Source organism: Streptomyces sp. TRM64462 (assembly GCF_013362995.1).
Taxonomy (GTDB): domain Bacteria; phylum Actinomycetota; class Actinomycetes; order Streptomycetales; family Streptomycetaceae; genus Streptomyces.
The window spans coordinates 1-22,885 of sequence record NZ_JABWDV010000367.1 but is presented as its reverse complement, the minus strand read 5'-3'; the positions used below and the strand labels follow the sequence as shown (position 1 = coordinate 22,885).

The 22,885-nt window shown below is 73.5% G+C and carries 22 protein-coding genes, 1 other RNA gene and 1 pseudogene; 15 read left to right on the top strand and 9 right to left on the bottom strand.

The window, feature by feature from the left end; all coding sequences use genetic code 11:
- Positions 1-297: GNAT family N-acetyltransferase (locus tag HTZ82_RS20310; RefSeq protein ID WP_175410853.1), on the top strand; the 297-nt coding region annotated here is incomplete at its 5' end.
- Positions 298-376: 79 nt separating this feature from the next.
- On the opposite strand, the gene HTZ82_RS20305 is transcribed toward HTZ82_RS20310, so the two are convergent.
- Positions 377-541 (bottom strand): hypothetical protein, encoded by a 165-nt coding sequence (locus HTZ82_RS20305; protein WP_175410852.1) that lies wholly within the window; start codon positions 539-541, stop codon positions 377-379.
- Positions 542-590: 49 nt separating this feature from the next.
- On the bottom strand, positions 591-1,775 hold the full coding sequence (locus HTZ82_RS20300) for a hypothetical protein (RefSeq protein ID WP_175410851.1): 1,185 nt from the start codon (positions 1,773-1,775) through the stop codon (positions 591-593).
- Between the two features lie 213 nt (positions 1,776-1,988).
- Here HTZ82_RS20300 and HTZ82_RS20295 point away from each other — a divergent pair, with 213 nt between their 5' ends.
- The 4 genes from HTZ82_RS20295 to HTZ82_RS20280 all read left to right on the top strand — a co-directional run bounded on the left by HTZ82_RS20295 (position 1,989) and on the right by HTZ82_RS20280 (position 6,644).
- Entirely contained in the window at positions 1,989-3,041 is a 1,053-nt protein-coding gene (locus HTZ82_RS20295) for an ABC transporter substrate-binding protein (protein ID WP_175410850.1), read from the top strand.
- Between the two features lie 458 nt (positions 3,042-3,499).
- Entirely contained in the window at positions 3,500-4,372 is an 873-nt protein-coding gene (locus HTZ82_RS20290; protein ID WP_175410849.1) for a Nif3-like dinuclear metal center hexameric protein, read from the top strand.
- Positions 4,369-5,112 (top strand): zinc ribbon domain-containing protein, encoded by a 744-nt coding sequence (locus HTZ82_RS20285; RefSeq protein ID WP_217624378.1) that lies wholly within the window; start codon positions 4,369-4,371, stop codon positions 5,110-5,112. Before HTZ82_RS20290 ends, HTZ82_RS20285 begins: the two co-directional genes overlap by 4 nt.
- A complete protein-coding gene (locus HTZ82_RS20280; RefSeq protein ID WP_175410848.1) occupies positions 5,112-6,644 on the top strand; it encodes a bifunctional RNase H/acid phosphatase in 1,533 nt (510 codons plus the stop codon). The genes HTZ82_RS20285 and HTZ82_RS20280 overlap by 1 nt, the downstream gene beginning before the upstream one ends.
- Before the next feature lie 70 nt (positions 6,645-6,714).
- Here the strand turns inward: HTZ82_RS20280 and yaaA are convergent, their stop codons facing one another.
- The gene (gene yaaA / locus HTZ82_RS20275; protein ID WP_175410847.1) at positions 6,715-7,497 is read right to left on the bottom strand and encodes a peroxide stress protein YaaA; all 783 of its coding nucleotides are present in this window, start codon (positions 7,495-7,497) and stop codon (positions 6,715-6,717) included.
- Between the two features lie 248 nt (positions 7,498-7,745).
- Here yaaA and HTZ82_RS20270 point away from each other — a divergent pair, with 248 nt between their 5' ends.
- Positions 7,746-9,194, top strand: a complete 1,449-nt coding sequence (locus tag HTZ82_RS20270) for an RNB domain-containing ribonuclease (protein WP_175410846.1) — start codon at positions 7,746-7,748, stop codon at positions 9,192-9,194.
- Here the strand turns inward: HTZ82_RS20270 and HTZ82_RS20265 are convergent.
- Together HTZ82_RS20265 and HTZ82_RS20260 are read right to left on the bottom strand one after the other, a co-directional pair.
- On the bottom strand, positions 9,145-9,975 hold the full coding sequence (locus HTZ82_RS20265) for a hypothetical protein (protein ID WP_175410845.1): 831 nt from the start codon (positions 9,973-9,975) through the stop codon (positions 9,145-9,147). The genes HTZ82_RS20270 and HTZ82_RS20265 overlap by 50 nt on opposite strands.
- Entirely contained in the window at positions 9,972-10,775 is an 804-nt protein-coding gene (locus HTZ82_RS20260; RefSeq protein WP_175410844.1) for a MerR family transcriptional regulator, read from the bottom strand. Before HTZ82_RS20260 ends, HTZ82_RS20265 begins: the two co-directional genes overlap by 4 nt.
- Before the next feature lie 66 nt (positions 10,776-10,841).
- Between HTZ82_RS20260 and rnpB the strand changes: the two genes are divergently transcribed.
- Positions 10,842-11,243: RNase P RNA component class A (gene rnpB / locus HTZ82_RS20255), an RNA gene on the top strand.
- A 749-nt stretch (positions 11,244-11,992) separates the two neighbouring features.
- Complete coding sequence (locus tag HTZ82_RS20250) at positions 11,993-13,252, top strand: serine/threonine-protein kinase (RefSeq protein WP_217624373.1); 1,260 nt, start codon at positions 11,993-11,995, stop codon at positions 13,250-13,252.
- Between the two features lie 237 nt (positions 13,253-13,489).
- Here the strand turns inward: HTZ82_RS20250 and HTZ82_RS20245 are convergent, their stop codons facing one another.
- Positions 13,490-13,867, bottom strand: coding sequence for a hypothetical protein (locus HTZ82_RS20245; RefSeq protein ID WP_175410842.1), 378 nt, complete (start codon positions 13,865-13,867; stop codon positions 13,490-13,492).
- A gap of 475 nt (positions 13,868-14,342) precedes the next feature.
- Here HTZ82_RS20245 and HTZ82_RS20240 point away from each other — a divergent pair, with 475 nt between their 5' ends.
- The 4 genes from HTZ82_RS20240 to HTZ82_RS20225 all read left to right on the top strand — a co-directional run bounded on the left by HTZ82_RS20240 (position 14,343) and on the right by HTZ82_RS20225 (position 18,229).
- Positions 14,343-14,798 carry a peptidase inhibitor family I36 protein gene (locus HTZ82_RS20240; RefSeq protein WP_175410841.1) on the top strand — a complete coding sequence of 152 codons (456 nt, stop codon included), beginning with the start codon at positions 14,343-14,345 and terminating at the stop codon, positions 14,796-14,798.
- Positions 14,799-15,037: 239 nt separating this feature from the next.
- The gene (locus HTZ82_RS20235; protein WP_175410840.1) at positions 15,038-15,856 is read left to right on the top strand and encodes a DUF4328 domain-containing protein; all 819 of its coding nucleotides are present in this window, start codon (positions 15,038-15,040) and stop codon (positions 15,854-15,856) included.
- A 364-nt stretch (positions 15,857-16,220) separates the two neighbouring features.
- Positions 16,221-17,033: a tRNA-dependent cyclodipeptide synthase gene (locus tag HTZ82_RS20230; protein ID WP_254711996.1), complete on the top strand. Its 813-nt coding sequence runs from the start codon at positions 16,221-16,223 to the stop codon at positions 17,031-17,033.
- Positions 17,030-18,229, top strand: coding sequence for a cytochrome P450 (locus HTZ82_RS20225; RefSeq protein WP_175410839.1), 1,200 nt, complete (start codon positions 17,030-17,032; stop codon positions 18,227-18,229). The genes HTZ82_RS20230 and HTZ82_RS20225 overlap by 4 nt, the downstream gene beginning before the upstream one ends.
- 108 nt (positions 18,230-18,337) lie before the next feature.
- Here the strand turns inward: HTZ82_RS20225 and HTZ82_RS20220 are convergent.
- Positions 18,338-18,655 (bottom strand): annotated as a pseudogene (locus HTZ82_RS20220) (MazG-like family protein); the annotation flags it as partial.
- 100 nt (positions 18,656-18,755) lie between these two features.
- Between HTZ82_RS20220 and HTZ82_RS20215 the strand changes: the two are divergent.
- A complete protein-coding gene (locus HTZ82_RS20215) occupies positions 18,756-19,079 on the top strand; it encodes a nuclear transport factor 2 family protein (protein WP_175410838.1) in 324 nt (107 codons plus the stop codon).
- A 129-nt stretch (positions 19,080-19,208) separates the two neighbouring features.
- On the opposite strand, the gene HTZ82_RS20210 is transcribed toward HTZ82_RS20215, so the two are convergent.
- A complete protein-coding gene (locus HTZ82_RS20210) occupies positions 19,209-19,988 on the bottom strand; it encodes an SDR family oxidoreductase (RefSeq protein ID WP_175410837.1) in 780 nt (259 codons plus the stop codon).
- A 56-nt stretch (positions 19,989-20,044) separates the two neighbouring features.
- Positions 20,045-21,031, bottom strand: a complete 987-nt coding sequence (locus tag HTZ82_RS20205) for a Gfo/Idh/MocA family protein (protein WP_175410836.1) — start codon at positions 21,029-21,031, stop codon at positions 20,045-20,047.
- A 98-nt stretch (positions 21,032-21,129) separates the two neighbouring features.
- On the opposite strand from HTZ82_RS20205, the gene HTZ82_RS20200 reads away from it, so the two are divergent.
- Both HTZ82_RS20200 and HTZ82_RS20195 read left to right on the top strand, forming a co-directional pair.
- Positions 21,130-22,515 (top strand): Bcr/CflA family multidrug efflux MFS transporter, encoded by a 1,386-nt coding sequence (locus HTZ82_RS20200; protein ID WP_175410835.1) that lies wholly within the window; start codon positions 21,130-21,132, stop codon positions 22,513-22,515.
- On the top strand, positions 22,512-22,885 hold a 374-nt coding region (locus HTZ82_RS20195; protein WP_309235588.1), incomplete at its 3' end, for a small ribosomal subunit Rsm22 family protein. The genes HTZ82_RS20200 and HTZ82_RS20195, both read left to right, overlap by 4 nt.

Genomic DNA, 22,885 nt, shown 5'->3' with positions numbered 1-22,885 from the left:
GAGAGCGGCGGCGCCGTCCGTTTCGTACGGGCGCCCGACGGCAGCGGTGTCGCGGGCGGCGCCCTGTGCTCACCGCCCGCCGTCGGCACGTGCGAGGCGGCCGGCATCGGTACCCGGCCCGCCTTCCGGGGCCGGGGCGTCGCCGCCGCTGTGACCGCCGAGCTCACGCGGGCGATGTTCGCGCGGGGCGCGGGGTCGGTGTGGCTCGAGTACTCGGGCGACGGCTCGCGGCGCGTCTACGAACGCCTCGGCTACCGGCCGCGGGGCACGCGCCTGTACATGAGCCTCGACGAGTGACGCGTACGGCACCGGCATGACGAAGGGGGCCGCCCGGGGATCTCCCGGGAGGCCCCCTCCGTGGTGTCGCGAAGGACGGTCAGGCCGCCGCGGCGTTGCCGTGGTCCGGCTCCCTGCGGTGGCGGCCGTGCGGCTGCGCCGTCGTGTCCTCCGACGTCGCCGCGCCGCCGCGGTGCTTTCCGGAGCCGCCGGCGTCCCCCTGCTGTCGCAGCGCGTGGGTCGTGTCGGTGCGGGCTTCAGACATGTGGTGAAGTCACCCCGTAGTGATCGCTGTTGATGTGCGGCCCGAGAGTCTAACCGGGCGCCGTACGGCCGGTGAGAGGTGCCTGCTGCAACGGCACCGGCCTGCACACCGCGGGCGCCCGCCGCCCCTCGGACGGCTCCCCACCTGCGGGTTCCTCCGGCGCGGGCGCGCTCGCCCGGGCGGCCGCCGGAGCCGGCGCCTCCGGTACGAGGGCGTCCGCGGCGCCCTCGACACGGGCGAGGCCGCACGGCGCGGCGTCCGTCGCGTACGGCAGGAGCAGCACCCCGTCCCGCGTCCACAGCCCCGTACCGCACAACCATCCCTCGGGCGCCGGGAGTTGCACCAGCCGCCGGGAGGCGGGGCGCCACACGCCGACCCAGCTGCCGGCCGCCCCGTCGATGCGCAGCGCCACCGCGCAGCTCTCCGGCATCAGCACCTGCCCCGGCTGCACGGCGAACGGTGTCACCGCCGCCTCCGCCGACCGCAGGCTCTCCGGGAACCGCACCGGCCGCGTACTGCCCAGCACACCCCAGCCGAGCCGCCCCTGCCCCGGCGACGGCGCGTCGGACCGGATGAGCAGCAGCCCGCTGTCCGGATCGGCCAGCAGCAGCCGGTCATGGCTCTCCTCGGTGATCTGGAGCAGCGGCGTCACCTCGCCTCCGCGCCCCAGGTCGACGGCGACGGCCTTGACGGGCCCGCCTCCCTCGAACTCCCGGTCCAGCGCGAGCAACTGCCCGGCCCGGTCCAGCCACACCCCGCCCGTGCAGCGCCCCTTCACCTCGGCCACGTGCTCGGGCCCGAACGCGCCGCCCGCCACCTGCCAGATCGCCGTGGAACGCCCGCCCACGGCCAGCGCGTACGCGGACCTGCCGTCCGGCGACGGTGGCAGCAGCCGCACCGACTCCGCCTCGACCCCGCCGAGCGGCACCTCACCGGTCGCGGGCCCCGTCGGGTACAGCAGCGAGAACGCGCACCGCCCGCCCACCCGACGCCCGATCAGCACCCGCCCGTCCGCGAGCGGCAGGAGCTGAGCGTCCCGCTCCTCCGGCTGCCCGAGCGGCAGCGGCACCGCGTACGGCTCCGGCCCGTCCAGCGTCCAGCGCTCGGGGAACAGCGCCTCGCCCTCTCCGGCGAGCCGCGCCGCGTACGAGCCGTCGGACGCGATCGTGAACTCGGGCCGGCGGGCCGCGCCGTCGCCGTCCTGCGCGGTGGTCTCGATGGCACAGGCTGTCATCGCTCGTCACCTCCGGCCACCGAAGCTAGTTTTCGCACGTCAACCCCGACCACGCGAGCCTGCCCGCTTCACACGTACGGGTGGCGGTGGCCGTGTTCGGCTGAGGGGGAGGGGGGTGGTGTGCTGACAGATGCCGGTGATGAGTAAGGTAAGGCAGCCCTAAGCGGAAGCTGGCGATCCGGCTGCCGCGCGACTGTCCCCTCAGGAGCCACCATGTCCACACGGACCGTACGCCGTCGAGGCGCCGCCGTCGTCGCCCTCGCCGCCGCCCTCACCCTCACGGCCTGCGGCGCCGGAACCACGGACAAGGCCGGCACCGGCTCCGCGTCGCCTCAGGCCGACGCGGGCGGCAAGAAGTCCGTCGCCCAGGGCGGCAAGGACTTCGGCGACGCCCGCGCGAAGACCGCCGCCATGGGCACCGACGCCAAGCCCGGCCAGTTCCCGCGCACCGTCACCCACGCCATGGGCACCACCGAGATCAAGGCGGCGCCGCAGCGGGTCGTCGTCCTCGACGTCGGCGAGCTCGACAACGTCGTCTCCCTCGGCATCAAGCCCGTCGGCTTCGCCCCCGCCGAGGGCGACCCGGACCTGCCGAGCTACCTCGCCCAGGACGGCGGCACGCCCAAGAGCGTCGGCACCATCAACAGCCTCAACCTGGAGGCCATCGCCGCGCTCAAGCCCGACCTGATCCTCGGCAGCCAGCTCCGCGCGGCGGACAAGTACAAGGAACTCTCCAAGATCGCCCCCACGGTCTTCTCGCTCCGCCCCGGCTTCACGTGGAAGGAGAACTACCTCCTCAACGCGGCCGCCCTCGACAAGACCGCCGAGGCGAAGGCGAAGCTGGCGGCCTACGAGGCCAAGGCGAAGAAGCTCGGCGAGGCCGTCGGCGCCGACAAGCCGACCATCTCGATGGTCCGCTACCTCCCGGACCGTATCCGCCTCTACGCCCGCGCGTCCTTCATCGGCGTCATCCTCGACGACGCCGGCCTGCCCCGCCCGAAGAACCAGCAGATCGACGACCTCGCCACCGAGGTGAGCCCCGAGAACATCGACGCGGCCGACGCGGACTGGATCTTCACGGGCGTGTACGGCGACGTGAAGAAGACCAAGCGCGACACCGCCGAGGCGAACCCCCTCTGGAAGAACCTCAAGGCCGTCAAGTCCGGCCAGGCGGTGGACGTCCCCGACGAGACCTGGTACCTGGGCCTCGGCGTCACGGCGGCGGACAAGGTCCTCGACGACCTGAGCGGCCACCTCGTCAAGTAGACGCACCGGAGTGCGGTCGCCGTACGGCGGGAGGGGACGCGTAGGGGTCGCCCCCGCAGGATTGGCGGTGCCGAAACGCTTCGCGTTCCGGGGCCCGGGCCCGCCAATCCGAGGAGGTGAGCCCCGGAGCGGCCCCGACCCAGGCACGGGCGTAAGGCGCACCGCCGTCGTGGTGACCGCGAACAGGGAGTGCGGGCGGCCGGTTCTGCTGTGCCCACCCGTTCCGCCCTTGGCGGAACGCATGCCCACAGCAGAACCGGCGGAACCGGCGGTACTGGCGAACGCACCGCGCCGCAGCGGAACCGGCCGGCACATCGCCCCACAGCGCAACCGGCGACCGGAGCGCACCCCCGCAGCGGGACCGCACGCCGGGTGCCCGTGCCGGGGGGCAAGCCCGGGGCGGGGTGGGTCTGGGAGGGGCGGAGCCCCTCCCAGCCCTTGCGGGTAGCCTTGCACCCGTGCCACGCCTCACCGAAGTCCTCGCCGAGCTCGACGCCCTCTGGCCCCCCGAGCGGGCCGAGCAATGGGACGCCGTCGGCACCGTCTGCGGCGACCCGGACGCCGAAGTGGACCGGGTCCTCTTCGCCGTGGACCCCGTCCAGGAGATCGCCGACGAGGCGATCAAGCTCGGCGCCCAGCTCATCGTCACCCACCACCCGCTCTACCTGCGCGGGACGACGACCGTCGCGGCCTCGCACTTCAAGGGCCGCGTCGTGCACACGCTCATCAAGCACGACATCGCCCTCCACGTCGCGCACACGAACGCGGACACCGCCGACCCCGGCGTGTCCGACGCCCTCGCCGGCGCGCTGGACCTGCGCGTGGTCGGCCCCCTGGTCCCCGAGAACGGCCTCGGCCGTATCTGCGAGCTGGACCACCCGGAAACGCTCCGGGAGTTCGCGGCCCGCGCCGCCGAGCGGCTGCCCGCGACCGCGCAGGGCATCCGCGTGGCGGGCGACCTCGACGCGCCGGTCCGCCGTGTCGCCGTCAGCGGCGGCTCGGGCGACAGCCTGTTCGACGCCGTACGCGCGGCGGGCGTCGACGCGTTCCTGACGGCCGACCTGCGCCACCATCCGGCGTCGGAGGCCACGCAGCACACACCGCTCGGTCTGGTCGACGCCGCTCACTGGGCCACCGAGTGGCCCTGGTGCGAGCTCGCAGCCGCGCAGCTCGACGCGATCTCCGACCGCCACGGCTGGAACCTGCGGGTGCACGTCTCCAAGACGGTCACCGACCCGTGGGCGGCCCACCACACGGCACCTTCGGCAACGTCCGGATCCTCCGCATCCTCCGCTCATCACACCTCAGCCTCTCCTGGAGCCCCCAACTGAACGCCGCGCCCGCCGACCAGATCCGACTTCTCGACGTCCAGGCCCTGGACACGCGCCTCTCGCAGCTCGCGCACAAGCGCAGGACGCTGCCCGAGCACGCCGAGATCGAGTCGCTGAACAAGGACCTCACGCAGCTCCGGGACCTGCTCGTCGCCGCGCAGACCGAGGAGAGCGACTGCGCCCGCGAGCAGACGAAGGCGGAGCAGGACGTCGACCAGGTCCGCCAGCGTGCCGCCCGCGACCAGCAGCGCCTGGACTCGGGGGCCATCACGTCCCCGAAGGACCTGGAGAACCTCCAGAAGGAGATCGTGTCGCTCTCCAAGCGCCAGGGTGACCTGGAGGACGTCGTCCTCGAGGTCATGGAGCGCCGCGAGTCGGCGCAGGAGCGCGTGAACGAGCTGACCGAGCGCGTCGCCTCCGTCCAGGCGAAGAGCGACGACGCGACGGCCCGCCGCGACCGCGCGCAGGAGGAGCTGGACGCCGAGGCGGCGTCGGTCGCCAAGGAGCGCGCGCTCGTGGCGGATTCGGTCCCGGCGGATCTGATGAAGCTGTACGAGAAGATCCGCGAGCAGCAGGGCGGTGTGGGCGCGGCCCGCCTGTACCAGCGCCGCTGCGAGGGCTGCCACATCGAGCTCAACATCACGGAGCTGAACGACGTACGGGCCGCCGCGCCCGACACGGTCGTACGGTGCGAGAACTGCCGCCGCATCCTGGTCCGTACGGCGGAGTCGGGCCTGTAATGCGGGAGCTGATCGTCGAGGCCGACGGCGGCTCCCGGGGCAACCCGGGCCCCGCCGGCTACGGCGCGGTGGTCCTGGACCCGGAGTCGGGCGAGGCGCTGGCGGAGGCGGCCGAGTACATCGGCGTCGCCACGAACAACGTCGCCGAGTACAAGGGACTGCTGGCCGGGCTGCGGGCGGCGTACGAACTGGCGCCCGAGGCGTCGGTCCACGTACGGATGGACTCCAAGCTCGTCGTGGAGCAGATGTCGGGCCGCTGGAAGATCAAGCACCCGGACATGAAGCCGCTCGCGGCGGAGGCGGCGCGGATCTACCCGCGCGGTCAGGTCACGTACGAGTGGATCCCGCGCGAACGGAACAAGCACGCGGACCGGCTTGCCAACGAGGCGATGGACGCGGGCCGGCAGGGCAGGCAGTGGCAGCCGTCCACGTCGAGGGCCGCGCTGGACGCGGGCGCGGCACGGGTGGTCGGCGACGCGACGGCGGGCGCGGCGAAGGCCCGCGCGGCCCTGGCGACGGCGACGAAGCCGACGGGCACGGAGGCCACGCCCGCCGCGTCACCGGCGGCGGTGGGCGTCCCGACGGACACCACGCCCCGCGAGGGCACGGCGCCCCGCGAGGGCACGGCGCCTGCGGCAGGCGCCACCCCGGTCGAGGCACCGACGGCCCCCGCACCCGCCTCGGCGACGGCCCCCGCAACCGCCCCGACCGCTGCCCCGACGGGTCCCGCAACCGCCCCGACCACCGCCCAGACCGCCCCCCCGACCGCTGCCCCCACGGCCCCCGCAACTGCCCCGACGGCCCCCGCAGGCACCACCCCGCCGCCCGAAGCCGTGGCCCCGGCTCCGGAGCCGGAAGCGGCGCCGACCCCGGCGACGCCGCCCGTCGGCTGGGCGGCGCCGGCCGACCTCGGGGCGCCGGCCACGTTCGTGCTGCTGCGGCACGGCGAGACGGCGCTCACGCCCCAGAAGCGGTTCTCGGGCAGCGGCGGCAGCGACCCGGAGCTGTCCCCGGTGGGCCGCCGCCAGGCCGAGGCGGCCGCGGCGGTGCTCGCCGCGCGCGGCACGGTCCAGGAGATCGTGTCGTCGCCGCTGCTGCGCTGCCGCCAGACCGCCCAGGTGGTCGCCGCGCGCCTCGGCCTCGACGTACGGATCGAGGACGGCCTGCGCGAGGCCGACTTCGGCGCCTGGGAGGGCATGACCTTCGCCGAGGTGCAGGAGCGCTACCCCGACGACCTGGACGCCTGGCTCGCCTCGCCGAAGGCCGCGCCCACGGGCGGCGAGTCGTTCACGGCGGTCTCACGCCGGGTCGCCGCGGCCCGCGACCGCCTGACGGAGCGTTACGCGGGGCGGACGGTCCTGCTCGTCACGCACGTCACGCCGATCAAGACACTCGTACGCCTCGCCCTGGGCGCACCGCCCGAGGCGCTGTTCCGCATGGAGCTGTCGGCGGCGTCCCTGTCGGCGGTGGCGTACTACAAGGACGGCAACGCCTCGGTCCGCCTCCTCAACGACACCTCTCATCTCCGCTGAGGGGCCCGTTCGGGCACCGAGGGAGGCGCGCCGCCCCGCGCGGGGAGCGGTGGCGGCGCGACCCGGCGGGTCAGTGGATCTCGTCCACCAGCACGTCCAGCGACCAGGCCTTCCCGGCCCGCCCCGGCGCCTCGGCCTCGACGACGTACCCCAGGTCCCCCAGCGCCTCCACGAGCTCGCCGGGCGACGACGGCCCGGCGCCCGCCTCCAGCAGGCTCCGTACGATGCGGCCCTTCGTCGCCTTGTTGAAGTGGCTGACCACCTTCCGCGTCGGCGCGTGCAGCACCCGCACCGTCGCCGTACGCCCGGCCACCTCGCCCTTCGGCCGCCACGCCGCCGCGTACGCGGCCGACCGCAGGTCCAGCACCAGCCCCGTACCGGCGGCCTCCGGCATGACCTCCGCCATCGGCGCCCGCCAGTACGCGCCCAGCGCGCCGAGCCCGGGCAGCTTCACGCCCATGGAGCAGCGGTACGACGGGATGCGGTCGTCGATCCGTACCGCACCCCACAGGCCCGAGAACACCAGCAGCGACGCCCGCGCCCGCTTCCGCGCCGCCGCGTCCAGCGTGGCCAGGCCCAGCGCGTCGTACAGGACGCCCGTGTAGATCTCACCGGCCGGGCGGGCGCCGGCGGTCCGCAGCTCCGTGTTCTTCGTGACCTCGCCGCGCAGGCCCTCGCTCAGGCCCAGCACGTCGCGCGCCTTCTCCTCGTCGGCCGCGCACAGCTCCACCAGCTCCGCCAGCACGGCCGCCCGCGCGTCGGCGAGCCCCGGCAGCGACAGCGACTCGGGCTTCAGCGGCGCGCCGCGCCCCGAAGCGGCCTTGCCTTCCGAGGGCGGCAACAGGACGAGCACGTGGTTCTCCTTCGTACGTACGGAAAGCGGGGGTGCGGCCCCAGGCACCGCGGCCACAGCCGCAGCCACAGCCACAGGCATAGCCACGGCCACAGCCGCACCGCGCGCCGCAGCCGTCCGCGGCGTGCCGTTCGCCCACGGTGCCGCGTGCCAGCGTACAAAGTGCCGCCTCGTACAAAGTGCCGCCTCGTACAAAGTGCCGCGCCGTACAAAGTGCCGCGTCGCGCTCCGCGACCTACGCTCGGCGTATGCCCCGCCGCCATCTGCATGTGACCGGCGCCGCCGATGCCCCCTTGCGGACCGCGCTGCGTGCGCTGCGCACCGAACTCGACGTGCCACGCGGCTTCCCGCCCGGCGTACTCGCCGAGGCGGAGGCCGCGGTGAAGGCGCCCCGGCTCCCCGGGCGGGACGCCACCGACCTGCCGCTCTTCACGATCGACCCGCCCGGCTCCACGGACCTGGACCAGGCCATGCACCTGGCGCGCCGCGCCGACGGCGGGTACCGCGTGCACTACGCCATCGCGGACGTCGCGGCCTTCGTCGCCCCGGCCGGCGCCCTCGACGCGGAGGCGCACCGCCGCGTCCTCACCCTGTACTTCCCGGACGGCCGGGTCCCGCTCCACCCGCCCGTCCTCTCGGAGGGCGCCGCGAGCCTGCTGCCCGGGCAGGTCGCGCCCGCGCTGCTGTGGCGGGTCGACCTCGACGCGTACGGCCGCCGCGTCGCCACCGACGTGCACCGCGCCCTGGTCCGCAGCCGCGCGCGCCTCGACTACGCGACCGTCCAGGGGCAGCTCGACACGGGCACCGCGGAGGAGCCGGTCGCGCTGCTCCGCGACATCGGCCGTCTCCGCGAGGAGCTGGAGGCCGAACGGGGCGGGATCTCCCTCCGCGTACCGGAGCAGGAGATCACCGAGGTCGACGGCCGCTACCACCTGGCCTTCCGTGCCCCGCGCCCCGCCGACGCCTGGAACGCGCAGATCTCCCTGCTCACCGGCATGGCCGCCGCCGACCTGATGACGGCCGCAGGCACCGGCGTCCTGCGCACCCTGCCGACCGCGCCCGACGGCGCCGTCGCCCGCCTGCGGCGCTCCGCGCGGGCCCTGCGCGTCGACTGGCCGCACCACGTGTCGTACGCCGCCCTCCTCCGCACCCTGGACCCGAGCGAGCCCCGGCACGCCGCCTTCCTCCAGGACTGCACGACCCTGCTGCGCGGCGCCGGCTACACGGTCTTCACCGACGGCAACCCGCCGATGCCCGCCCTGCACGCGGCCGTCGCCGACGAGTACACGCACTGCACGGCCCCGCTGCGCCGCCTCGTCGACCGGTACGCGGGCGAGCTGTGCGTCGCGGCCGTCGCCGGGCAGGAGCCGCCCGAGTGGGTGCGGGCCGCGCTGGCGGGGCTGCCGCAGGAGATGGCCGAGGGGACGCGCCTCGCGAACCGCGTCGAGCGCGCGTGCGTGGACATCGTGGAGGCGGCCCTCCTCATGGACCGTGTGGGCGAAGTGTTCCCGGGCGCCGTGGTCGTGGACGTGCGGGACGAGGACGCGTCGGTGGGCACCGTCCACCTGGAGGCCCCGGCCGTGGTGGCCCGCGTTGAGGACCCGGGCGGCGCCCCGCTGCCGCTGGGGGAGCGGCTGGACGTACGGCTCACACAGGCGTACCCGGGGCGGGACAAGGCGCTGTTCGTACCCGCTTGAGGGCCGCCAGCAGTCCCCGCGCGTCGTCCGCGTGGAACCGTACGACGCGCACGCTCCGCCGCTTCCCCAGCAGCCCCACGACCTCGACCGGCGCGGCGAGCCGCAGCGTGACGGAGGTCTGCCCGCCGACGACGAGGTCGAGCTCGCCGTCCGTCTTGCGGTGCGTGAACACCAGGTCGTACGACACGTCATCGACGGCGTCGAGCGGCACGGAGACGTCGACGTGGCACCCCTGCCGCAGCCGCAGCACCCGCGCCGCCCCATCCAGCAGGTGCGGCCGCGTGACGGAGGCGGCGTGCAGCCCCAGCACGAAGAGGACCGTGTACACATCCAGCAGCAGGAACACCTCGTGCGCCACGGGCACGTCCCACAGCAGCCAGGAGACGCCGACGGCCTCGACGACGCACACGAACGCGAACCCGTACATGAGCGCGGCCTGGTCCCGCGCGTGCCCGAACCCCTCGACGCCGTCCCGCACCCCGTGCCGCCGCCGGGCCACCCACCGCACCAGGCTCCACATGAGCCCCAGCTCATGCCGCATGAGCCGTACGACGGGCTCGGGCACCAGCTCGTACAGGGCATCGCGCGCGGAGAGCCCCTGCCGCCGCAGCCACAGGAACGTCCCCGCCTCGGCGACCAGCAACAGCAGCAACAGCAGCAACAGCACCTCGACGGCCAGGACGAGCCACCCGGCCATGCGCACCCCGCCCACCAGACACCCGAGCACGACGAACTCCCCGGGCACGACGGCGTACGCCACCGCCCGCAGCCCCCGCCTCACGACCCGCCCCCGGCCCGCCCGGCGGCGGCGATGCGCAGCGCCCGCCGTACGACCTCGGCCTGCGCGGGCGAGAACTCCGCGAGGAACGCCGCGTGGAAGCCCGCGTCCGCCGGATCGAGATCGCCCATCCGCCCCACGACCTCGTCCGGCAGCAGCTCGACGAGCAGCCGCGAGGCAGGCTCCACCCGCGGATCGTCCGGCGGGGCGTCGGCCAGCTCGTCCAGGCGCGCGTACAGGTCGTACGCCCGCTCCAGGGCCTCGGGCCCGGCGACGGCCTCGCGCATGGCCGCGACGACCTGCGCGCCCTCGCCCTCGCCGTCGCCTTGACCCATGGTCTCCATCAGGGCCAGCAGCTCCCGGTCCAGCACGGCCGCCTGAGGCTCGGGCCCGCCCCGGGCGGCACTGAACCGGGCCATGTCGGCGAACAGCTCAGTGAGGGCCGGCGACACGGGCCCCTCTGCGGGCAGCCCGCCGCCCCGCGCCTGCTCCAGCAGCACGGCCAGCCGCTCCCGCCGCGCCCGCAGCTCCGCCTCCTGCCGCGCCAGGTCCGCGTCGAGCTCCTCCAGTACGTCGACGAGCTCCCGCCCCGCGTCGTCGGCGAGCACGTCCCGCACCTCGTCCAGCGACAGCCCCAGCTCGCTCAGCCGCCGCACCCGCGCCAGCAGCACGGCGTCCCGCACCGTGTACTCCCGGTACCCGTTGGCCCGCCGCGGCGGCTCGGGCAGCAGCCCGATCCGGTGGTAGTGCCTGACGGCCCGCGTACTGACCCCGACGAGCCCGGCGATCTCTCCGATCCTCATGGGCCCAGTAGAAACGTTGACGCTACGACAAGGTCAAGCGACGGGTACCATGGTCGACACGGCAGACGAGCCGGGCGGACGGCCGCGTGGCGATGGTTCCACCATCACCCCGAGGAACGTCCGGGCTCCACAGGGCAGGGTGGTGGGTAACGCCCACCCGGGGTGACCCGCGGGACAGTGCCACAGAAAGCAGACCGCCGGGGGCCTCGGCCCTCGGTAAGGGTGAAACGGTGGTGTAAGAGACCACCAGCGCCTGAGGTGACTCAGGCGGCTCGGTAAACCCCACCCGGAGCAAGGTCAAGAGGGAGCACCCCGGTGCTCCTGCGCGGACGTCCGAGGGCTGCCCGCCCGAGTCCGCGGGTAGACCGCACGAGGCCGGCGGCAACGCCGGCCCTAGATGGATGGCCGTCACCCCGACGACCGCGAGGTCCCGGGGAACAGAACCCGGCGTACAGCCCGACTCGTCTGCCCCTACCTGCGGCTTTGCCTCGGAAAGGGCCTCTGACCAGCGAAATCGCAGGTCAGAGGTCTCTCGCGACCGCGCTGCTTCGTCTCGCCGACTCGATTCTTCTGTCACCTGGAAAGCCGAACATGGCCTGCGCACCCACGGCCCGGCCGGACGAGCCGTAGGGGAGCGGCGCAGGGCGGCGGCCATCTCGTCTTCGGGGAGTGCCGGGTTGGCACCGGCGCTGGAGGCCAGTTCGGGGACGTGAAGCGCCTCGCGGAGCCGGTGGAGCGGGAGGCGCGGGTCGCCGGCCGCCGCCTGGCGCGTCCAGACCTCGGGGTCGTGGCTCAGCCGTTCGATCAGCGTGGGTGTGGCGGCCGGGTCCCGGACGGCCAGCCGGCGGTAGTTGCCGTCCGGGTGGTCCGCGTAGCGTGCGGCGAGGCCCTCGCGGGGGAAGCGGGGTGCGTCTCCGCCATCCAGGCGGAGAACGTGCCACCGAGCCGCGCGTACACACGCACCAGGACCTCCTCCGGGGTGTCGGGGTGGTGACTGCGACGCGGCGGCCCCCGTACGCAGGAGCCGGTGCCCCCGTGGGGGTCCTTTGTCATCCAGTCAAGGTGGTTGGCAGCGAACCCAGCCGTTTCGGCTTCTCTGACGGTGAATCCCGTCGTGAGTGGGCGGCTGGTGGCCTGACTCCCTGTCCCTACGCAGTCGTGGCGACCTGCTCTAGATTGGTCATCTCATCGACTCGGGTGACGCCAGGGGGGATTGAGTGCACGAGGGCATGGCCGTCGGGAACCGCTACCGCGTCGAACGCCTCCTGGGCAGGGGTGGCTTGGGCGAAGTCTGGGAAGCGACAGACCGTACTCTCGGCCGGCGGGTCGCCATCAAGTTCGTCACCGGCGCCATGCAGTACCCAGAGGCGGCTCAGCGGTTCGCGCGTGAGGCCCGCACGCTCGCCTCGTTCCGCCACGGCAGCGTCGTGACCGTTCACGACGCCGGAACGGCCGACCACGACGGTCAGAGTCTGCCATACCTCGTGATGGAGTTACTGGACGGCGCCACCTGGGAGTTCTCGCACGTGGACTCGATCATGGAGACCGGGGCGCGCTTGGCGGACGTTCTCGCGCACGTCCACGCGGCGAAGGTTGTGCACCGGGACATCAAGCCCGCCAACATCATGATCTGTGCCGACGGGCGCACCGTGCTGATGGACTTCGGTATAGCCCGGGACGACGCCTCGCTCACCCGAACAGCCACCACCACCGGAAAATACTTCGGAACCCCCGGCTACATGGCCCCCGAACAGCTCCAAGGCCGTGCCGCCACACCTGCTTCGGACGTCTACGCGCTAGGGATCGTCCTGATCGAGAAGCTCACCGGCCACCGACTGCCCGTCACGCAGCTCATGCCCCGGGTCCAATCCTCCATCCGCGAGCCCGTACTGTCCCTGCTGACCCGGATGACCGCCGCACGTCCCGAACAGCGGCCCTCCGCCGCCGAGTGCGCTTCGCTGCTGCGCGCGTCCGAGACGCCCACGACATCGCGGCACGTGCCGTCCACGAGAAAGGAGTGGTGGCAACGGCTGGTCGCGCCGGCGGTACTGCTGGCGCTGCACACGATCGTCCTGTTCCAGCCCGCTTACAGGACACGCTGGAACGACAGCGTCGTCAGGTCGTTCGGCAAACAGATCGTCTATGCGGACGAAGAGGACTTCTTCGAGTGGAACTCACGAGCCTGGGGAGCCGTCACCACCGTCGGAGCCGGCGTCGGGGTGGCGACGCTGCTGGTGGCGCTCATGCTGCTCGTCCTGAGCTCTCGGGTGCCGACGAGGCCGGCGGGCTATGGCGCAGCGGTGCTCACCGTGGTGTGCCTCGGCTGGCAGGCCACGTCCAACCCGCCCTATTACGACAGCAGTGGCTGGCCCCAAGTCACCTACGGCCTGTGGCTCTTCTATCTGGTGACGGCGCTGACCATCGTCCTGTACGTCTACCACGATGTCCGTGCCCGCCGGGTGAGCACGCAGCCATAGGCCACGGCCGTGCAGAGTCGGCCAGCGATGGACTCCGGGCAGCGGCCGCACCGGAACGGCAGACGCGGGGCAGGTGCGGGAAATCGAAGGTAGCCGTCAAGGTAGCCGCGGAAGCGCCCTCCTGGCGCGTTCGTGCAGGTCATGGCAGTGCGGTCGGTCTCCCGGTGTACAGCCCGACTCGTCTGCCTTTCCGCCCGCTCCGGCGGTCATGTCACGTCCGAGTGCCCGAGTAGGCGTCTACGTACCGAAGCGTGAGGCCGCGCGCCGTAGCCAGCGGCGGGCTCGTCGGCGTAGGCGGTGGGTGGTGCGCGCGGGGGCGGCGGGGCGCTGGGGGACCAGGGGTACGTGGGGCATCAGGTAGCGCGTGCCGGCGCTCTCCAGTACGCACAGGGGTGGACCGTCCCGCTCGGGGCGGGTGACGAGGACGCGGATCGGCCTGGGCGGCTCGCCGGGGAGTTCGGCCGTCAGCTCGGCCGGGTCGGTGCGGGGGTAGTGGCGGAGTCCGGCCACGACCTTCCCGTCGACCAGTACCTCGATGGCCCCGGCCGGGACGTCGAGCAGGACGGTGACGGAGTGGCCCCCCTGATCGACGTGGAAGCGGTGATTGCGGCTCACGAGCCCTCCCGTTCGGAGTCACGGGACCGCGGCGACGGTTCCAGGATAGGCCGCGGCCGCAGTCGTCAGGGTGATGTGCGGACCCCGCTCCCAGCCACCCGGCGGCCGGGACGGCGCGCGCGGCCGGCGGTGCGCCTCCCGGTGCCGCCCCCGGTCCTCCGGTTGACCCGTATGGGGGGTGAGGCAGGGCGGTCCGGCTGGCGTGCGGTCGCCAAGGCGGCAGGCAGTCCCTCGGTCGTCCCCGCGCGTCCCCGCAGATCGGGCCGCTTCCCCTCCGCCGGTCGGGGAACGCAAGGTGGAACATTCGGACAGAGCAACACTTTGCGTCATCGAGTCGCTGCGTGGTGTGACCACCGCGGGTGCGTGGAGACGATGGCTGCGGAGCCTTCCGGTTCCACGGCAGGGATTCCATCTGCCGTACGGGCAACGGGCGTTCGGGGACAATCCGGGCGCCCGGACCATTGAGGAGAGTCGGATGACGAACACGCAGAAGCGCCGCACGCGGACCGCCGCCCGTCTGGCCGGCCTCGCGGCCGCCGTCCTGGCCGCCATGGCCCTGCCGCTGAGCACGGGCGCGACCTCCGCCGCCGCCGCGCCGGCCGACGCCGAGGCCGTACCCCTGCCGCCGGGCGTCATCAAGCTGAACGACAGCGAACCGTGCCCGATGTACACCCTGTGCCTCTACCGCGACTACAACTTCAGCGGCCCGGCGTACGGTGTCGCCGAGGGCTACCCGGTCAACCTGCACGAACTGCCCATGGCCGCCCCCGGCGGCTCGGCCGCCGACAACGTCTCCTCCTGGGTCAACTACACCCGCGCCGTTGCCGTCCTCGGTGACGACGACACGGGCCTGACCCGGCCGCTCTTCCCGGGCCAGCGCCTCCAGGAGCCGCCGGTCACCAACGACACCGTGGACCACATCTTCTGGTAGCCCCCACCCTCACCCCCGCCCCCCGGCCCCACCCCCGGCCCGGGCCGCTGTCGCCGCTCCACTCAGGCGACCGCCGCCCGGGCCGGTCGTATTCCTCTGGACCCCTGCCTGAGCAGCGCGTATGGTCCTCGGGCGGCCCGCCGGGTCGCGCGGCGCGCCTTGGGGGAGGGGCGCTTTTTCGTTCTTCTGTTCTTCTCTTCTGTGCTTTGGGGCCATGGCCCAAGGGGGGTTCGTCTTCCATGATCTGTTCCAGATGCGCGGCGCAGGGCGCCACCGACGCGGCCGGCCTCTGCCCCGCCTGCGCGGTGGGCGGCGGCGCGCCGGTGCCCGCCCCGAGCGGGGGCGTCCTCCGGTCGCCCGTCGGGCTGTCGTACGTCGTTGTCGCGCTGCTCGCGGTCGTCATCGCCGTCGATCTCGCCGCCGTCTACGCCGCGCTGAACACGCACGCCGTCGTGGGGCGGATCCTGGAGGGCGGGACCGGGGAGTACGCCGACGACGGCCGACGGGCCGATCTGCTCATGTACCGGGTCGCCTCCCTGTACGTGACGGCGCTGGTCGCCACAGGAGTCGTCTTCATCGTGTGGTTCCGCCGGGTTCGCGGCAACGCCCAGGTCTTCGCCCCGGACCTGCAGCGGCGGGGCCCCGGCTGGGCCGTCGGGGCCTGGTTCATCCCGATCGCCAACCTGTGGATCCCGCGTCAGATCGCCGGCGACATCTGGCGCGCCAGCGAGCTGGAGCGGCGTGCGTCGCGGGGCGTCCTCAACGCCTGGTGGACGCTGTGGGTCGTCTCCCTCGCCGTCGACCGGATCGCCACCAGGGCATGGGACCGGGCCGAGTACGGCGACGATCTGCGGCGCGCGGCCCTCGGCCTGGTCGCCGGCTACGTGATCGACATCGCGGCGGCCGTGCTGGCCATCCTCTTCGTCCGGCGGCTGACCGCGCTGCAGCACGCCAAAGCCCTGGCGGGTGGCGGCAGCCGGCCGCAGGAGCCCGAGCCGGAGAAGGAGAAGGAGCACGAGCAGGAGTCGGAGTCCGAGCGGGTGGACGGCACCCCGTGAACCCCGCAGGCCTGCTGCGGGCGGACATATAGCCGCGAGATTCGGCCACGCCTGTCCGGGCGCCAGAGCCGAATCCCGCGGTGCGCAGGGCGCTGTGGACCGCCGACAGCGTCCGGGACCCGGCCTCCCCGCCTCGCCCCCGGAAATGCGGGCCCGCCACCCCGTCGCCGACCTGCGGAAAGGGGAGCCGGAGGCGCTGCGGGCCGCCTCCTTGCGGAGTCAACTACCCCTCGGTAGAGGGCGGCTGGAATTCGCCCCACGCCCGTGGTCTTCACGGCGTCTCCCCGTTAGCTTCACTGCGCGCCGCCACACCCGGAGCACAGGGCTCCATCGGGGACTCGCGGCGCGAAGGATCTGTGAAGGATTGACGACTGAAACCGTCTCCGGAATAGAACGACTGCTCATGCCGCCCCTCGCATCGGGCGGCATGTTCCATGTACGGCCCTTCACCGAGCACTGCCGCGTCATCTGCGACGAGGGCGCGCACGCGGTGATCGGCGTATCGCCCGGCAACAGCTACTTCTCCCACGAACGCGTCATGGACCTCGCCCGCTGGGGGCTCGCGCACTTCGACCGCGTCGACCTCGTCTACACCGACCTGCACGTCGCGGAGATGTACGAGGCGTCCGGCTACGCCCCCGACGACGCGCGCCGCAAGGCCGTGAAGAACATCCGGGGCGTACGGGCCAAGGTGACCGCCGCCGTCGAAGCACTCGCCGGCGACGGCAGGCCGGACGGGCGCGACAGGCCCGGCCGGCAGGACGGGCAGGGCCGACAGGACCGGCAGGGCCGACAGGACGCGCGGCTGCGCGGGCACGCCATGTCCGACTTCGTACACCACCCCGCCTACCGCGCCATCCACGCCGACATCCGCGAACGCCTCGCCACGGACGCCGACTTCCGTGGGGCGTGCGACGCGCTGGTCGCCGGCTTCCTCGCCACCAAGGGCGAGGTCACCGAGGCACGGAAACAGGTCTGCCTGGACTACGTGTGCGCCGAGATCCCGCTGTTCGTCGACACGCCCGCCGTCCTCGGCGTGCCGTCGTCGCTCAACTGCTACCACCAGCTGCTGCCGATGGCCGAACTGCTCTACTCCCGGGGCTCCGGCCTGCGAGCCTCCCGCAACCAGGGACACGCCATCCTCACCCCGAACCCGGACGGAGCCACCACCCGATGACCAGCGCCACCACCGACAGGCCCCTGCTCGCCTTCCCCTTCGACGCGCGCGGCGACCGGCTCCCGCCCGAGGTCGAGCACCTCCGCACCACCCAACCCGTCGCCCGCGTACGGACCATCGCCGGCGACGAGGCCTGGCTCGTCTCCTCGTACGACCTCGCCAAGCAGGTCCTGGAGGACGACCGGTTCTCGCTCAAGGACACCTCCGCGCCCGGGGCGCCGCGCCAGTACGCGCTGACGATCCCGCCCGAAGTCGTCAACAACATGGGCAACATCACCGGGGCCGGGCTGCGCAAGGCCGTGCTCAAGGCGCTCAACCCCAAGGCGCCGGGCCTCGTGGAATGGATGCGCGACAGCGCCGGGCGGCTCGTCGACGAGCTGGTCCGGCGCGGGCCCACCGCCGACCTGCGCGGCGAGTTCGCCGACCCGTACTCCACGGGCATGCACTGCCACATCCTCGGCATCCCGCAGGACGACGCGCCGCTGCTCGCGCGGAGCCTGGACATCGCGTTCATGAACTCCGCCTGCCCCGTCGACGGCGCCCGCGTCAACTGGGACCGCGACATCGCCCACATGGTCCGCCGCCTCGACGACCCCGCCACCACCGGGCTCATGGCCGAACTCGCCGCGCTCCGCGACGACCCGGACTACGCCCACCTCACCGACGAGATGCTCGCCACGGTCGGCGTGACCCTCTTCGGCGCGGGTGTCGTGTCCACGGCCGGGTTCCTCACCATGGCGCTGTTCTCGCTGTTCCAGCGGCCCGAGGTGTGGGACGGACTGCGCGCCGAGCCCGCGAGCGTCCCCGGGGCGGTCGAGGAGCTGCTGCGGGTCAACCTGTCCATCGGGGACGGGCTGCCGCGGCTCGCGCTGGAGGACGTGACCCTCGGGGACGTCCTCGTACGGAAGGGAGAGCTGGTCCTCGTACTCGTCGAGGGCGCCAACCACGACCCGGCCCGGTTCCCCGAACCCGACCGGTTCGTCATCGGCCGGCCCGACGCCACGGCGCACCTGTCCTTCGGCGGCGGCCGGCACTACTGCCCCGCGACCGCGCTCGGCCGCAAGCACGCGGAGGTCGCCCTCCAGGTGCTCGTGGAGCGGCTGCCCGGCCTGCGGCTCGCCGTCCCGGTCGACCAGCTCGTCTGGCGCACCCGCTACATGAAGCGGCTACCTGAGCGGCTCCCCGTGCTCTGGTAGCGCCACGTGCTCCGGTGGCGCCGCGTGCCCCCGTGGCGCGGCCTGCCCCGGTAGCGCGGCCTGCCCCGGTAGCACGGCCCGCTGCTCCGGCAGGGTGTCGTGCTCCGGCAGCGAGCGGGCGTGGACGCGGGTCAGGTGCCGGGCGAACACCTGGCCCGCGTCGGGCGTGAGGGTGCGCAGCCCCAGCATCGCGGTGATGATCACGTCGCAGAGCTCCGCCTGCACGTCGTCCCAGGTGTGCGTGGTGCCCTTGCGGGGGTTCTGCCCGTACGCCCCGATCACCGCCTCCGCGACCTCGCCGACCTCCTCCGACAGCTTCAGCATCTGGAGCAGCGCGGCCCGCTCGGTGGTGCGGTCCGCGTGCCGGCCGAGCCAGGCGTGCAGGTCCTCGACCGTCTTCCACATGTCGTCGCCCATGTCGTCCATGGGGGTGAGCCTCCCCCGTGGCGCACGGCGCGATGCGGAGGGCGCGGTGTATCCGGTGGGGCGCAGGGCCCCATTCCGTCGTAACCTCCCGGAGGTTCCCGTGCCCATTCCCGTCGACCGGCTCAGCGACCCCGCCGTCCGCGCGTTCGTCGCCGCCGTCAACGCCCACGACCGGCAGGCGTTCCGCGCCGCCCTCACGCCCGACGCCACCATGTCCGACGACGGGTCCGACCGCGACCTGGAGGACTGGGCCGAGCGGGAGATCTTCGACTCGCGCGGTCACCTCGACGTCGAGTCCGAGAAGGGCGACGGCCGCGACCTGATCGCCCGCTACCGCAACGACACCTGGGGCGAGATGCGCACCCGGTGGCACTTCGTCGTCGAGGACGGCAGGATCAGCCGCTTCGAGACCGGCCAGGCGTAAGGACGAGCGGCCGGGCGCCCGGGCTTCGCAGGCGGGTGCCCGTGCCCGTCACCCGCACCCGGTGGTCGTCGGGGCGGAGCTCCACGGTGAGTTCGCCGGGGCGGCCCGCGGATTGTTCCCGGGTGACGGTCAGCCGCGTCCGATGTACGGCATCGTCGTCGCCATCACCGTCGCGAACTGCACGTTCGCCTCCAGCGGCAGCGACGCCATGTGCACCACCGTGCGGGCCACGTCCGCCGCGTCCATGACCGGCTCGGCGGCCAGTGTGCCATTGGCCTGGAGGATGCCCGTCTGCATGCGCGCGGTCATCTCCGTCGCCGCGTTGCCGACGTCGATCTGCCCGCAGGCGATCCGGTACGGGCGGCCGTCAAGCGACAGCGACTTCGTCAGACCCGTCACCGCGTGCTTCGTCGCCGTGTACGCGACCGAGTGCGGGCGCGGCACATGCGCCGAGATGGAGCCGTTGTTGATGATCCGGCCGCCCCGCGGGTCCTGCTCCTTCATCTGCCGGAACGCGGCCTGCGCGCACAGGAACGTGCCCGTCAGGTTCACGTCCACGACCTGACGCCAGGTGTCGGCGGCCAGCTCGTCGACCGGCGTGCCGCCGCCCGCGAACGAACCCGCGTTGTTGAACAGCAGGTCCACGCGCCCGTACCGCTCGCGGACCGCCGCGAACAGCGCGGCGACGGCCTCCTCGGACGTGACGTCCGTGGGGACGCACAACGCGTCGCCGCCCGTCGGCTCCGCCAGCTCCGCCGTCTCCGCCAGGGGCTCCGCACGCCGCCCCGCCAGCGCGAGCGACCAGCCCGCCTGCGCCAGGGCCACCGCCACGCTCCGGCCGATGCCGGAACCGGCGCCGGTCACCACCGCGATCCCCGCCGTCCCCGCACTTCCTCGTACAGCCTCCATGGGCGCGCAGCGTACGGGAATGTCCGGTACCTGGACCCATATGGCCGCCATGTGGACTATTCGCCGGGGTAGCGGACGCCGATGCGCTCCCGTACCGCGTCGAGCGTCCGCATCACCGCGAGCGTCCCGTCCAGCGGGACCAGCGGCGACTCCGTCGCGCCCGCGCGCAGGCACCTCATGACCTCCGCCGCCTCGTGGCCGAGGCTGTCCCGGCGCCCGTCGACCCGGAACTCCTCCGGGTCGCGGCCCTCCCGGTACAGCGTGAAACCCTCCGGGAAGAAGAAGCCGCGCGGGAACTCGATCCGCCCGGCCGTCCCGGTCACCGACGCGGTCAGCGGGGTGTCCGCGACGACCGAGCAGGACAGCAGCGCCGTCGCCCCCGAGTCCCAGCCCAGCAGCATCCCCGTGTTCAGGTCGACGCCCTCCGGCGACAGCAGCGCGTCCGCCCGCACCCGGTCCGGCTCACCGAGCAGGAGCTGCGCGAACGCCACCGGATACACGCCCAGGTCCAGCAGCGCGCCGCCACCCGCCGCCGGGTCGCGCAGCCGGTGCCCGGGGTCGTCCGGAGCGACCAGGCCGAAGTCCGCGTGGACCGTACGGATCTCCCCGACCGCCCCGTCCGCGACCACCTCCGCCAGGCGCCGGATGGCCGGGTTGCAGTACATCCACATGGCCTCCATCAGGAACGCCCCGCGCTCCCGGGCCAGTGCCACCAGCTCCTCGGCCTCCCGTACGTTCAGCGTGAACGGCTTCTCGCACAGCACCGCCTTCCCCGCCTCCAGGCACAGCCCGGCCGCCGCCCGGTGCGCGGCGTGCGGTGTGGCGACGTACACCACGTCCACGTCCTCGTCGGCCGCCAGCTCCGCCCACGACCCGTAGGCGCGCGGTATCCCGAACCGCTCCGCGAAGGCCTTGGCCGACTCCGCCGTACGGGAGGCGACCGCCACCACCTCGGCGTCGTCCGCCAGCTCCAGCAGGTCGCTCGTGAACGACGCGGCGATCCCGCCTGTCGCCAGCACACCCCAGCGCACCTTCCGCTCCATGCCCGCCCCCTCCGGTGAAGTCCTCGAAGCCCTCTTGAGGTTTCAACTATCGGCCTCGGGCTGAGAGCATAGGCGCGCACCCCAGGACAGGAGAAGAGATGCCGGAGAGCGGCGGACCGAGCACACCGCGAGGACCCATATCCACCGACCGACCCCAGACCGACACCCCCACCGCCGCCACCGAGCAGCACCCCGCCGCCTCCGAGCAGCACCCCGCCGCCTCCGAGCAGCAGCACCCCGTCGCCGCCGCCACCACCGCCGCGCGCCGCGCCGGGCTCCTCGTCACCCTCGTGCTCGGCGGCCTCACCGCCCTCCCGCCGCTGTCCATGGACATGTACCTCCCGGCCCTGCCGGAGGTCACCCGGTCCCTGAGCGCGCCCGCCGCCACCGTGCAGCTCACCCTCACCGCCTGCCTCGCCGGCATGGCGCTCGGCCAGCTCGTCGTCGGGCCGATGAGCGACAAGTGGGGCCGCCGCCGCCCCCTCCTCGTCGGGATGCTCGTGTACGTGGCGGCGACCGCCGTGTGCGCCCTCGCCCCCAGCGCCGAGCTGCTCATCGCGTTCCGGCTGCTCCAGGGACTGGCGGGCGCCGCGGGCATCGTCATCGCGCGCGCCGTCGTCCGCGATCTGTACGACGGCGTCGAGATGGCCCGGTTCTTCTCCACGCTCATGCTGATCTCCGGGGTCGCGCCGATCATCGCTCCGCTCATCGGCGGCCAGATCCTGCGGGTCACCGACTGGCGCGGCGTCTTTTACGTCCTGGCCGTCGTCGGCGTGGTGCTCACGTTCGTCGTGTGGAAGTGGCTCCACGAGACGCTGCCCGCCGACCGGCGGCACAGCGGCGGCGTCGGCGCCGCCCTGCGCACCATGCGGGGGCTGCTCGCGGACCGTGTGTTCACCGGCTACACGCTGGCGGGCGGCCTCGCGTTCGCCGTGCTCTTCGCGTACATCTCCGCGTCGCCGTTCGTCGTGCAGGAGATCTACGGCGCGTCCCCGCAGACCTTCAGCCTCCTCTTCGGCGTCAACTCGGTCGGCCTGGTCGTCGTCGGCCAGATCAACGGCAAGCTGCTGGTCGGCCGGGTCAGCCTCGACAAGGCGCTCGGCGCCGGCCTCGCCGTGATCACGCTGGCCGCCCTCGCGCTGCTGCTGATGACCAGCGGTGTGTTCGGGAAGCCGGGCCTGGTGCCGGTCGCCGCCGGGCTCTTCGTCCTCATGTCCGCGATGGGCCTCACGCTGCCCAACACCAACGCGCAGGCGCTGATGCGCACCCCGCACGCGGCCGGCTCCGCCTCCGCGCTGCTCGGCACGTCCTCGTTCCTGATCGGCGCCGTGGCGTCGCCGCTGGTCGGCATCGCGGGAGAGCGGACCGCCGTGCCGATGGCCGTGGTCCAGCTCGTGTGCGCGCTCGCCGCCGTCGGCTGCTTCCTGGGGCTCTGCCGTCCGTGGCGGGCCGCCCGCACGGCCCCGCCTACCATGGATCGGTGAACGCCTCACCCTCCACCCCGGAAGCCCTGCGCGCCGCCCTCGCCGGGCTGCTCGACGGACTCCCGCCGAGCAAGGCGGCACAGGCCGTCGACCGGCTCATCGCCAACTACCGGGGCACGACCCCGACCGACGCGCCCGTCCTCCGGGACCGCGCCGACGTCGCCGCGTACGCCGCGTACCGCATGCCCGCCACGTTCGAGGCGGTACGGTCCGCGCTCGCCGCGCTGCGCGATGCCGCGCCCGGCTGGGCGCCCGGCGCGCACACCGACGTCGGCGGCGGCACGGGCGCGGCGAGCTGGGCGGTCGCCGAGGCGTGGGAGGGCGGCGCCCCGCCTCGTACGACGGTCCTGGACTGGGCCGAGCCCGCGCT